Source organism: Paenibacillus lycopersici (assembly GCF_010119935.1).
GTDB lineage: Bacteria > Bacillota > Bacilli > Paenibacillales > Paenibacillaceae > Paenibacillus_Z > Paenibacillus_Z lycopersici.
Map to the genome: position 1 here is coordinate 4696191 of NZ_CP048209.1, position 12672 is coordinate 4708862.

A 12672-nucleotide genomic window follows, 5' to 3' on the forward strand; every position below is an offset into this window, starting at 1 on the left:
GCGGGTTTAAAGACACTAGTGGGGACATTTCTCAGTTTCATAATGGAGCAGTTGCAAGCATATAGATTGATTACTTCTATATGCCAAGAGCGATTTCCAGCCGCCTTTTATTTTCAAGGAGGTTCGTTTCGCCTGGCAGGTACGAAAGGGCGTGCTCGTTATGTTCGAAAGCCTGCTGCAGCAGCCCGAGATTCGCAAAGCAAAGACAAAGCTGAACATGAGGTACCCATGTTCGATAGGCAATATTCACCACGCCCATATAACCGTCCGGCTCCCTTGACTCCAAGGCCCGGCTATACCAGTAAATTGCGAGTGCCCATTCTCCCCGATCCTCGAAACTTCTCGCGATGGTGCAGCATATATCCGCGTGAGGAACATCATAATGAAATGATTTGAACAGACTATCGATTTTCTTTTCCTTCCGGCCGAGATGATGGTAACATTCGGCTAGCTTGCCGCATGCAGCGATCCGGTCCTCTCGATATCCGCTCGGCTCTTGGAAATACGTCTCGTAACATTCCATCGCTTCAAGGTACCGTTGCTGGTCCAGCAATTCGTTCGCATAAAAGAACAGCATGCGTCCTTCCAACTTGCCGCCCCTTGCAATCCATTGTTGCAAAATCCGCATGTTTCTCGCCGAATGGTCTCCCACCCGATGATGCGACACGGCGATGTCGGATTGCAGCACCTTCCCGCCGGTCACATCTAAATATTCATGCACCGGGTTGTGCCAGCGATAACCTTGGCTCCGCTTAATCAATCGATAGCGGCGCGAGTTCGTCGTTGCGTTCCCAGCCGTGTCAAACGCCAGTTGATAATCGCAAATAATGGCATCCGGCTCCCAGGACAGCGACTGCTTTAAGTCGGCGAGCTTATTGCGGTCCTGCTCGTAAAGCACGTCGTCCGCATCAAGCCACATGATATATTCCTTGGTTGCCTGTTCAAATGAAAAGTTACGCGCGGCCGCGAAATCATCCTTCCACAGAAAATGATAGACGTGAGGCGTATAATGAGAGGCAATTTCTTGTGTACGGTCGGATGACCCTGTATCGACAATGATGACCTCATCGACTAAATCGCGAACGGAATCGAGGCACCGACCGAGTACGCGTTCCTCGTCCTTGACGATCATGCATAAACTGATCGTTATCAATGAAACTCCACCCTTCACCCTGTTTTTCAGACACACTCGAATTTTTGCCGTTAGCCGTCCAATTGCTCTGTTCAGAAAAAAGGAGATTCATACAACTACGGCGGAGAGGAATGATCGCTGCTATGTTAGATCTCAATGGATTGCTTGAGCGGATTGCAACGGCACTAGACAATAAACAACCTTTATCCATCGTACGGATCGGTGACGGAGAAAACTTGATTTTAGCTCAGAATTCTGTGTGGACCATGGAACGGGTGCTTCGTGAAGAATGGGCAAAGAAAGCAAACATGGGGAAGAAAGGCGTGACTCTTCCTAATCTCACATTGAGGAATGAAATGGTAAGCGTACTGAGAGAAGCCGATATTGTTGGAATTCTTCCTTCAGGCGACCAAACGATCGGAGCAGATGCGTATTTAAAACGCGAGTTGACCGATCAGGTTTTTGCGTATTTCAATATTCAACCCCGTTGCGTTTGTCATGCGGGCATCAACCGTAAATTAGCCCATTACCCTGGATTTTGGAATATCCTTCGCAAACGAAAAGTACTTATAATAACATCCAAAGCGGATGAGCTTCGCAATGTTTTGGACAAAAAGCCCTATGATCTTCATATCGTTCAGGCGCTCCCTTTCTCGCACTATAACGATTTGAAGCTGGTTAGGAATTGGCTAATGGCCAATCCTGACCATTTTGACGTAGCTATCATAGCCTGCGGCGTCAATGCCGTCATTTTGGCACACATGGTTCGAGAGCTGACAGGCAAAGTCGGCATCGACTTCGGCAAGGGAAGGAACATCTTATTAAAGGAAAAGTTTTGACGGGGCCGTATTAACTTACCTGGTTGAATCGGCGATGTCGGATCGTTCATCCGAAACGCCGATTTCCCCTCCCAAACGAATGATTTTTGCTTTGCCGCTCATCCGTTTCAGCGCATTTCTGGTATCATATACGAGCGGTACTTGGTCGATGATCTGCTGCAGCGGCAGATCGTCATGGTTGACGGCAATGATCGCGCAATCATACGCGCACCGTTCATGCTCATTAAATCGGTAACTGGCAAGCTTCTCCCCTTGTAGCGTTATTTCGTGAACATAGGGATCATGGTAAGACACTAGAGCGCCTTCTCGTTGAAGCAGTTTGATCATTTCAATTGAACTGGATTCCCGGATATCGTCAATATTCGCTTTAAATGCAACTCCTACAACAAGAATCTTAACGCATGACAAAGATTCGCGGGATAATGCCTCTTTAATCCGTTCAATGATATAAACGGGCATTTTATTGTTGATCTCTCTTGAAATCGCTATAAACGAACTCGTTGCTCCAAATTGCTTCGATCTCCATTGCAAATAAACGGGGTCGACAGGAATACAATGCCCGCCTACTCCGGGACTGGGGAAAAACGCCGAGAATCCGAATGGCTTTGAACGGGCAACTTCGATGACTTCCCAAACATCAATGCCCATGTTGGTGCAGAGCTGTGCAATTTCATTGATAAAAGAAATATTGACGAAACGGTAGGTATTTTCAAGCAGCTTTGTCATTTCGGCGGCATCCGTTGATGAAATCCTGACAACGGTTTGGAATACCGTTCTATACACGTCCTCTACCGCGTTGATACACTTCTCCGTTATGCCGCTTATCACCTTGGGAATGACTTCGAGCGGATAGCTCCGATTGCCAGGGTCTACGCGTTCCGGAGAATAGCCCAAATAAAAATCAGTCCCTGCAATTAGACCGCTCTGCTCCAACATCGGTTTCAAAACTTCCCTGGTCGTTCCAGGGTAGGTTGAGCTTTCCAAAACGACGATTTGGTTATGGCGAAGATGGTCGCGGACACTCGCTCCAGCCTGTATCAAATACGTCATATCCGGCTCATCGTCCGCAGTTAACGGCGTCGGCACGCAAATGATAATGACATCGGCTTCTTTTAAACGTCGCATATCCTTGGTTGAAGAAAACCGCTTTCCGCTTATTGCTGCTTTCACTCGTTCATCGGAGATCTCTTTAATATAGCTTCTTCCTTCTTTCAGTACTTGCAGCTTCTTATCGTCCAGATCGATGCCGATTGTTTCAAATCCTTGCTTACTGAATGCAAGCGCAAGCGGTAACCCTACGTAACCAAGTCCGATGACCGCGATTTTTTTCATCTCTTTACCCACCATATAGCCCTCCTTTCTCAATAACGCCGCGATTTCTTTTTCATCCATCAAACGTGTATATAATCATGCATGCAGCGGTGTCCCTCCTAGATAAGCTATGATAGATTGCAAGAATCGGTATGGACGATCTTAACAAAACAGGGAAAAAAGTCTGTCATTAAGAACATCATTTATGAACCGGATCGGATAATCGACTGGATCATCCGTATGAATTCAGCCGCACGAACTGCCGATGTATGGTGTCTATGAACAAATTCAAAACCTTGTCTGGCTATTTTCGTTACTATCGCCTGGTTTCGTGGCGCAGCGTAGAAATCCACTTTATCTCTGAAATCATCTTCTGATATCGAGTCGAAATGTTTTCCCGGTTCGAAGCCCAAATCCAGCAAATCCTGATTACTCGGAGCGAGCAGCAGCGTATTGCAGGCAGGTATCTCAAAATATTTTCGAAGCGGATAATGAAGAATGGAGTCGCACGAGAGAAATATCTTGCTTCTGTTGATTTCTTTGGCATAGTTTTCGCCGATCCAAGCGTTTGTCTGATTCTGGAAGTGCACATAGCCTGGATGCTCGTGATATACAAAGCCCGTTCGACCTCGATAGTGATCCAGCATTTGAAGCCGCAGCGGGTAATACTTCCGCTCTACGTAACCCATTAGCAGCACTTCAATGCTTTTCGCCTCGCGATAATCCCGAAAAATCGAAGCATGTGCAAAATGCGGCAGCCATCTCATTTTCGAAATAAATTCAGGATACAATTGGATAAAAGCGTTGCGATACATCGAAAAGATAACGGGAACACGATGATGGCGGATGAAGGCTTTACGTTCCTTGATGTTAAAGTGGAGGTCATGCATGATAATGCCCCATGGGACGGAAAGACGGGAAAGCCCTTCTATTCTCGGACAATGAGTATCGCGAAGATCATTCAGCAGAATGAAGTCCGGCTCGAAGGGCAAATGTTTGAGAATGAAAGAAATGTCGTCATCCTTGTGATATAGCGCAATGTCCGCGTAAGCCAACAGCTCTTGTTGAAAATAATAAAAGCTCCGCTCCATATGCCGACTGAAGTCACGCGTGATTATTAGTAGTTTTAGCTTCTTCAATAGAAACTCATCTCCCTGTAGACAAGTTTGCGGCGGCATTTCACACGAAAGTCCTCTGGTACCGTACATAGAAGAAAGGGCAGGAATCGCTTCCTCCCCTTTCTTTTGCCGTAAGTAAGCTATCCTATGAAAGCAACGATCGAATTGCTTGGACAAGAGCCGCGCTTACCATCATCAAGCTAGCCTTGTAATAGCCGACAATCGCGAAAGGCTGCCAAGCATATCGCTTGGCAGCCTTTCTTACATGTCGCGCTATTCCCTGAGCATGCGCCGGAAGCGCACCGAAGCATATAATGGCCGCCCGGTACGCTTGCCCTTCCCCTTACTTGGCCGTCTCGCTTTCTTGTCTAAACTGCAACACCGGCTGCCAGTTCCACTGCTCGTAGAAATCGTCGCCCCTATCGATGCCTTTGATCCATACCGGCGCTTTCTTCGCGATGCCCGCCGATTTCGCCAGCATAACGTTCGCGGCCGACCGATCGGAACGAACCCAGCCAAGCGAGCCGCCGGAGCCGGCTAACGTAACCGGACTGAAATCGCCCCATTTGCCGGGCGGCTTCGTCAAGACGGTTTGTATGCCGCCCGTCAAGCCGATCTTCGTCAAAGCCGGCATCGGACGCTGTCCGGAATCCCCGGTCCAAGCGCCTGCCCGCGCACGGGATACGATGACCGCATCGCCGCCGTACCATGCGAAATTCTGGTCAACGAAGCCGTCGGGCGTATAAGATTTCGGCTGTAATTCCGGAACCGGCGTTACGGTTAACCGTTTGTCGGACGAAGCCTCCCTGCCCACGCCGTCGATATACGCCAAGCTGTCTGCTCCCCCTGCACCGCTGCCGGGAGACCACTGGAACCATTGCTCGTTGCGGGCGATTTGCGCGAACGGCAGGAACGATTTGCCGTCGGCGGACAGCACGCAGAGCGTATTGCCGTCCGTGGACAATGAAGCCGTCGGCGTAGCGAGAAAAGCGATCCACGCTCCGGTCGCCGACCATTTGAACCCGCTCGTCCCGACGACGATCAGATCGTTGATCTGCTTCGGAAGGACATAGATCTGTTCCTCCTGCACCGGGTCCGCGGCTTCCGTCGGCAGCATGATCCGGCTGATGCGTACCGGTGTCCATCCGTCCGGCAGCAATTGCGCGGCAGACGAGACGAGAAAACCGCTCCCGTCCGGCAGCCAGCCGAAATTGCCGATCTCTCCGGCAACGTCGGCGGCTTCGTCGCCTTCTTCCGCACCGACCGTACGCAGCTTCTCGTCCTGCAAGTAAGCAAGGCGGTCCTTCGCCGGCGACCATTGAAACCGGCTCCCGCCGTCAGGCGCCGCCAGATGGCTCTTCCCTGCGGCGACGTCCACGACCCACAATTGACGCTGGTCTTCCCCCGTATTGTAGGCGACGTAACGCCCGTCCGGCGACCAGGACGGATTGCGCGCACCGATGCCGTTCTCCGTCAACGGCCGCTCCCGGCCCCGTTCCTTGACCCATAAGGCGCCTCCGCGCACGAAAACCGCCTCCGCTTGATTCGCAACTCCCGGCCTGGCCTGCGTCGTCAGCTCTCGCTTCTCCGCCTTATTCGGCGTCTGCGCCTTATACGGCTTCTGCGGCTCCTTCACTGCCAACGGCTGCTGCAGCGCCGGCTGTACGCCTTGCGCTTGCGGTGCCTCAGCTGCTGCCGTCCCCTGCCGCAGCCCCCATATCGTCCCGAACATGACCGCCAGCGCCATAACTAGCCGCCGGCCGCGACCCGTCATACAACGGATCGCAATCCTATGTATACGATGTTTTCCTTCCATATCGGCCTCTCTTCCGCCGGACAATCGATGTCATTCTCAGCCTAACGCAAATCCGGCAGCTTAGTATTCGCAGTCCGGCGCTGTTTTATCGTTCCGGCCGAGGGCACCAATGCCAGGCGGCGAACATAGACTATCCCGTCGGGCGATCGCCCAGTTTGATCAGGAAAGGAAGGAAATGCGCATGGCAGTTTCCTATATGGACTTCACCTCGCCGAACGTGCAATTTACTTACGATTTGAAGAACAATAATTTCTTCACGAAGGACGCGTGCAATCTGATCAACGCGTTATCCATCAGCCAGCTGAACACCCTTGGCAATGTGTCGCTGCTAGACATATACTTGAGCACCGGCAACGTCGTGGAGCCTCACATTCATCAGAACGCGACCGAGCTCGTCTATTGCATTTCCGGCGCGGCGCTCGTTTCTTTTATCAATCCCTTTACGAAAACATTGAACAACATTCCGATCCAGCCCGGCCAAGTGGCGAATATCCCGCAAGGCTGGTGGCATTACGAAATGGCCACCGTCGACAACACCCATCTGCTGGCCGTCTTCGATCAGCCGGTGCCCGAATTCATTCCCGGCTCCGACTTATTCCGCCTGACGCCTGCCAGCGTGCTCGCGCATACCTACTGCCTGAACGAAGCGAAAGTCAAAGAAACGTTCGCGCCGATTACGCAGACGGTCGTCATCGGTCCGCCCGCCGATTGCAATGCGCCGAAAGTCGCCGGCATGGCCGCTTCTCCTTATACAGCCCGGCAAGGAGGGCATTATCGGCAGCAGGCGGCGCAGGTACCGTACGGCCATCATCGCTCCGGGTCCGGCTTTCCGCAGCATGATTATCCATTCCGGCCCTATCCCATCGGCATGATCGGTAACGGCTGGACGAACGGGGAAGGTTCTTTCCATGAATAACGCATGGGGCAGCAGCCGCAATCCCAATACCGTTCCCGCTGCAGCTCCGATGCCCGTCCCGCAGCCGATCAGACGCAGCGACGGCGCCGGCGGGCTCGACCTCGGTCCGCGCGACGTCATGCGGGATCTGGAGAACCCGAATATGTTCGTCCCGCCGGCAACCGACGCCGGCTTGCTGCCGAATATGAAAATGTCGTTCTCCGATACCCATATGCAGCTGAATCAAGGCGGCTGGTCGCGTGAAATCACGGTGCGCGACCTGCCGATCGCCACAACGCTTGCCGGCGTCAACATGAGCCTCATCCCCGGCGGCGTGCGCGAGCTGCACTGGCATCAGCAGGCGGAATGGGCGTTCATGATCCGCGGCTGCGCCCGGATTACGTCCGTAGACTGGCAGGGACGCAACTTCATCGCAGACGTCGGTCAAGGCGATCTGTGGTATTTCCCCGCGGGGCTGCCGCATTCCATTCAAGCGCTTGAGGAAGGGTGCGAATTTCTGCTCGTCTTCGATGACGGCCATTTCTCCGATCTGAACACGCTGAGCATTTCCGATTGGTTTGCGCATACGCCGAAGGACGTCCTTGCCGCGAACTTCGGCGTTCCGCAAGAAGCGTTTAACGGCATTCCGTCCGGGCAAGTCTATATTTTCAGAGATCAGGTGCCCGGATCGCTGGAGAGCCAGGAAGTCCAGTCGCCTTACGGCACGGTACCGCTCGCGTTCAAGCATTCGCTGCTGGCGCAGGAGCCGCTCAAGACCCCTGGCGGAAGCGTCCGCATCGCCGATTCCGGCAACTTCCCGGCTGCCAAGACGATCGCCGCTGCGCTCGTCGAAATCCTGCCCGGCGCCATGCGCGAGCTCCATTGGCATCCCAATAACGACGAATGGCAGTATTACTTGTCCGGCCAAGGGCGAATGACCGTATTCGGCGGTAACGGGATCGCGCGCACGTTCGATTACCGCGCCGGGGACGTCGGCTACGTGCCGTTCGCGATGGGTCATTACGTGCAAAATACGGGCAATGAAACGCTCTGGTTCCTGGAGATGTTCCGCAGCCCGCGCTTCGAAGATATTTCGCTGAACCAGTGGATGGCCCTCACGCCGCACCAGCTCGTGCGCGCCAACCTGAACGCTTCGCCGGAGCTCATGAAGTCGCTGCGCAAAGTCAAATGGCCCGTCGTGAAGTACCCGCCGCGATAATTGAATACGTGCAAAAAACATTGCAGCGCCGACCTGTCCGCTAGAAACCAGAAAGCCTCCGTATTCCGGCATAATGCCGGGATACGGAGGCTTTCTGGATGAAGTGGAATCTATGAAAAACGGGTTATGGGCTATGCTTGATGGTTCATGCCTTCGCCGATCCGACCGTCGTCTGCGCCGAACGTTTGGCGCGCTTGGACGCCGACAGATATTGCAGCGCTCCGAGGACGACGAACAGCGCCATGACGCCGGCCGAATAGCGGTACATCACCGGGTAGCTCGTCGCCGCGGAAATCGCCCCGAGCAGGATCGCTCCGGCGGCAACGCCGAGATCGGTCGAATTATAGAACATGCTGTTGGCCATGCCGTACTGCTCCGGCGTCGAGGAACGCAGCATCCACGCTTGAAGCGTCGGCTGAATCGCGCCGAACCCGACGCCGTAGAGCAGCGCGGACACGACGAGCATCGGCATGGCGTGCGTGTTCGACAGCACGATCATGCTGGCCGTAACGAACAAGCCGGCCGGAATAAGAACCGTCGCGTGTCCGAAACGGTCGAAGATGCGGCCGGAGAACGGACGGACGAGAATAACCGTCACCGCGTTGAACAGGAAGAACAGGCCGATCTGCCCGATATGCACATAATCGCCGAACAGCGCGAGAAAACTAAGCAGACCGCTGTACGTAATGGACAGCAGTACGTTCAAGAGCGCGGGAAACAGCAGCCTGCGGTTGAATTCGGGTTTGGCCGCCGGAGCCTGCTTCGGCTTGTTCTGCGCGTTGGAGTCCGCGGGAGCGGCCGCATCGGCCTTTATGTCGTGCTTCGAACGGGACAGCCACAGGAGCGGGAAAATAACGACCGACGCGATCAACCCGAGCATCGTCAGCTCCTGGAATCCGGCTTGCTTCATGACGTTCAGCCCGATCGACGGACCGACGGACATCGCCAAGCTCGTGGATAGTCCGAAATAGCCGATTCCTTCGCCCATCCGGCGCAGCGGAATGATGCGGGATACGAGCGTCGGCAGAATCGTGCTCGCCATCCCGAAGCCGATGCCGTAGCCGATACGAAGCGCGAGCAGCGCGCCGTACGAGCCGGCCGCCGAATAGAGCGCCGTCGTCGCCGCCGCTATGACGAGGCCGACGATCAGCAGCTTCATGCGCGAGTAGCGCCGCATGAGAGAGGCCGTTGCGAAGCGCGACACGATCGCCGCCAGCGCGAAGACCGAAGTAACGAGGCTGACCTGCACGTTGCCCGCGTGAAACTCGTCTTTGACATACGCGGGGAACGAAGAGAGCAGCATTTGCAGGCTCAGGAATAACATGAAGAAACAGAGCGTCAATGCGATGAACGGTCTTGTCCATAATGGGGTTCGCTGTTGTTCTTGCTGCATAAATTCATCTCCAGTAAGTAGGTTAGTAGGTTTCAGTCGGGAAGCCCTTCGTCCTGCGCGTCCGCGCCGGCGAGCTTGCTCTCGATATGTTGGCGAATGCGCTGCAGCAGCCCCGTCATCATGCCGTATTCGTCTTCCGAGATGCATTGCATCACTTCGGCGGTGACGCTGTCTTCGATCGGCGTCGTCTCGCGGATGACGGATTGGCCAAGCTCGGTGCTGAACACGAGGAACGACCGCCGGTCTCGCTCGCCCGCTTTCTTATAGATAAGCCCTTTCTTCTCCAAATGGTCGAGAATCCGCGTCGTCGACGGCTTGTCTTTGCCCGTCCGCTCTGCGATCTCCTTCTGGATCAGACCTTGCGCGCGGTCGATCTGATAAAGCGCGGACCACTGTTCGGGCGTAATGCCGTAGCTGCTGAGCCGATGCTGGAACAGCGCCGACAGCTTCCGGTATGTCATGCCCATCAAGAAGCCGATCGGCAAGCTGCGTTCCTCTGTCGTCATCCGAATCACCTCGTCGCCTTATTAGTTGTTTAGACAACTATATTCCAAACAACCGAATCTGTCAACCGCCCAACTGCCGCTTCCGACGACAAAAGCAGTTGGCGAACCAGCCCTCCAGCTTCATGTGGACGAACTGCGGATAAGTAATCATGCTGCCGCCTCCTTGGGTAATGCTATTCATACAACGCGATACGATACGACGCTACTGGAGGAGATCCGCTTGTATTTGCCCAACTTAAACCGGCTCTGGGCCGATTGCGTCCGGGACGCCGAACTGCACGGAACCGCCATTGCCATAACGAACACGACGAAGCTGCGATCGCTTCGCGAGCCTTCGTATATGGCGGAGTTTGAACGGGACGGCGAACGGTACCACCTGTATCGTTTTGCCGGCGATCCTGAACGCGAACTGCGCGAACTGAATGCCGCGTATGCCTTGGTTGCGCCCATGAGGGCATTCGGCGTGCCCGATGCCGGGAGCGCCGCCTTCGTATTAAGCACCCTTGTCGATTTCATGGATCGGCATTTCGAAGCGATTCGGACATCCGTCGACTGCCTGCACGGCGTGGACCGGGCAATGCGCTACATTCGCGATGTCCGTCTTGCGCAATGGACGCCGACCTCTTGATCGGCGGACGGTGTCTGCATCGAACCTCGGGCCGTTCAGAGCTTGCTATTTCATTCCGCTCCTTCCGCGGCTTCCTTACAGCCGGGCCGCATGACAAGCCGCACCGCCGCGCCTCCTTCACCCTTCATGCACAAAAACAATTCCGGCCTTCAAACCGATTCTTCGCCTTCGTCGTTTCTTCCTGTGAAACCAAAATCACGAAGGAGGAATGATCGATGAAGGGAACGTATTTGAACCTGCTTGGCATGATCGCGCTGCTGTGCGCGACGCTGCTGCTTCCCCTGAGCGCCGCCGCGGAACCGGTAGCCGCTCCGTCTGCAACGTCCGTGACGTCGGATGCGAAGACCGCAAGCACGCTCGGCCTGCTGCTGGGCGACGGCAGCGGCGTAACGGACGCTTACCTGGCGAAAGGCGCAACGCGCATCCAGGCAGCCGTCATCGCGCTGAGACTGCAAGGCCGATTGGCGGAAGCGATGGCGTACCGGCCGACGGACAATTTCGCGGATGCCGCTATGGTCGGCGAAAGCAACCAGGCGGTGCTCGGCTTTTTGAAAGCCCATCCCGAGCTCGGCTGGAACGGCACCGGCGACGGCAAGTTCATGCCGCTCGCGCCGATCAGCTCGCAACAGCTGTACAAAGTGCTGCTGGAATCGCTCGGCTACCGCTCCGGCACGGATTTCGACTACGCGCAAACCGAAGCGTTCGCGGCCGGCAAAGGGCTTAACCAAATCGCCGGCAATGCCGCGATTACGAACGCCCACATCGCGACCGCGTTGATCGAAGCGCTCGGCGCCAAGACCGCCGACGGCGCGGCCTTCTTCGCTTCGCTCCAGGCGAAAGGCGTGCTGTCCGCTTCCGCGAGCTTGCCTTCCGGCGAGCGCATACGCCTCCATAAGGATGCGAAGCTCGGCACGATTTTCACCGACAGCAAGGGCATGACGCTCTATTTCTTCACGAAGGACGCCGCCGACCCGAACAGCTGCACGGGAGACTGCCTGAAAGCATGGCCGATCTTCCCTGCCGGCGAATTGCAAATTCCGGCCACGTTGAACGCCGCCGATTTCGGCGTGCTGAACCGCACGGACGGCGCCGCGCAGATGACGTACAAAGGCTGGCCGCTCTATTATTTCGCGAAGGATACGGCGCCCGGAGATACGTTCGGCGAAACGGTCGGCGGCGTCTGGTTCGTCGCCAAAGCGGATTACGCCGCCATGCTCGGCACATCGAAGACGCTCGGCAACTATTTGACGGACGACATGGGCAGAACGCTGTATTACTTTGACAAAGATACGCCAGGCGCGAGCGTCTGCGAAGGAACCTGCCTCGCCAATTGGCCGGCCTACTACGCTTCCGGTTCCGCCCTGCCGACAGGCGCGAACGCCGCGGACTGGGGCAGCCTTACCCGCGCCGACGGCAGCAAGCAATCCACGTACAAAGGCTATCCGCTCTACTATTTCATCAAAGATACGAAGCATGGCGACACGCTCGGTCAAGACGTCAACCATGTCTGGTTCGTCCTGAATCCCGCGACCTTCACGGGCACGACGGCGCCGGTGCCGAAGACGTACACGATCGAAATCAAGGATTATTCGTTCGGCATGGGTCCGCTCACGGTCGAGGCAGGTTCCCATATCGTGTTCAAGAACGAGGACGACGTCAGCCATAGCGCCGTCGCGGTGGACGGCAGCTTCTCCGTACCGCTTCTGGCCAAGAACGAATCGTACACGATTACGCTGACGAAGCCGGGGACGTACGATTTCTATTGCCAGCCGCACATGAAATTCATGACCGGTCAAATCATCGTGATCTAACGGC

At 55.1% G+C, this 12672-nt stretch carries 11 protein-coding genes; 5 read left to right on the plus strand and 6 right to left on the minus strand.

Annotation, left to right across the window (positions count from 1 at the left end; translation table 11 throughout):
* Nucleotides 1-76: 76 nt before the first annotated feature.
* Nucleotides 77-1153 carry a glycosyltransferase gene (locus GXP70_RS20810; protein ID WP_225442497.1) on the minus strand — a complete coding sequence of 359 codons (1077 nt, stop codon included), beginning with the start codon at nucleotides 1151-1153 and terminating at the stop codon, nucleotides 77-79.
* Between the two features lie 110 nt (nucleotides 1154-1263).
* On the opposite strand from GXP70_RS20810, the gene GXP70_RS20815 reads away from it, so the two are divergent.
* The gene (locus GXP70_RS20815) at nucleotides 1264-1971 is read left to right on the plus strand and encodes a GT-D fold domain-containing glycosyltransferase (protein WP_162358609.1); all 708 of its coding nucleotides are present in this window, start codon (nucleotides 1264-1266) and stop codon (nucleotides 1969-1971) included.
* Nucleotides 1972-1986: 15 nt separating this feature from the next.
* On the opposite strand, the gene GXP70_RS20820 is transcribed toward GXP70_RS20815, so the two are convergent.
* The 3 genes from GXP70_RS20820 to GXP70_RS20830 form a co-directional block, all read right to left on the minus strand.
* Nucleotides 1987-3315, minus strand: coding sequence for a nucleotide sugar dehydrogenase (locus tag GXP70_RS20820; protein ID WP_404822276.1), 1329 nt, complete (start codon nucleotides 3313-3315; stop codon nucleotides 1987-1989).
* Between the two features lie 170 nt (nucleotides 3316-3485).
* Nucleotides 3486-4421, minus strand: coding sequence for a glycosyltransferase (locus tag GXP70_RS20825; RefSeq protein ID WP_162358611.1), 936 nt, complete (start codon nucleotides 4419-4421; stop codon nucleotides 3486-3488).
* A 322-nt stretch (nucleotides 4422-4743) separates the two neighbouring features.
* Complete coding sequence (locus tag GXP70_RS20830) at nucleotides 4744-6174, minus strand: TolB family protein (RefSeq protein ID WP_162358612.1); 1431 nt, start codon at nucleotides 6172-6174, stop codon at nucleotides 4744-4746.
* Between the two features lie 223 nt (nucleotides 6175-6397).
* Between GXP70_RS20830 and GXP70_RS20835 the strand changes: the two genes are divergently transcribed.
* Nucleotides 6398-7132, plus strand: coding sequence for a cupin domain-containing protein (locus GXP70_RS20835; RefSeq protein ID WP_162358613.1), 735 nt, complete (start codon nucleotides 6398-6400; stop codon nucleotides 7130-7132).
* Between the two features lie 49 nt (nucleotides 7133-7181).
* Entirely contained in the window at nucleotides 7182-8330 is a 1149-nt protein-coding gene (locus GXP70_RS20840; protein WP_162360589.1) for an oxalate decarboxylase family bicupin, read from the plus strand.
* A gap of 145 nt (nucleotides 8331-8475) precedes the next feature.
* Here GXP70_RS20840 and GXP70_RS20845 read toward each other — a convergent pair whose 3' ends face one another.
* Complete coding sequence (locus tag GXP70_RS20845; RefSeq protein ID WP_162358614.1) at nucleotides 8476-9723, minus strand: MFS transporter; 1248 nt, start codon at nucleotides 9721-9723, stop codon at nucleotides 8476-8478.
* Between the two features lie 32 nt (nucleotides 9724-9755).
* On the minus strand, nucleotides 9756-10229 hold the full coding sequence (locus GXP70_RS20850) for a MarR family winged helix-turn-helix transcriptional regulator (protein WP_162358615.1): 474 nt from the start codon (nucleotides 10227-10229) through the stop codon (nucleotides 9756-9758).
* Nucleotides 10230-10455: 226 nt separating this feature from the next.
* On the opposite strand from GXP70_RS20850, the gene GXP70_RS20855 reads away from it, so the two are divergent.
* Nucleotides 10456-10857: a hypothetical protein gene (locus GXP70_RS20855; RefSeq protein WP_162358616.1), complete on the plus strand. Its 402-nt coding sequence runs from the start codon at nucleotides 10456-10458 to the stop codon at nucleotides 10855-10857.
* A 215-nt stretch (nucleotides 10858-11072) separates the two neighbouring features.
* Nucleotides 11073-12668, plus strand: a complete 1596-nt coding sequence (locus GXP70_RS20860) for a cupredoxin domain-containing protein (protein ID WP_162358617.1) — start codon at nucleotides 11073-11075, stop codon at nucleotides 12666-12668.
* Nucleotides 12669-12672: the final 4 nt, after the last annotated feature.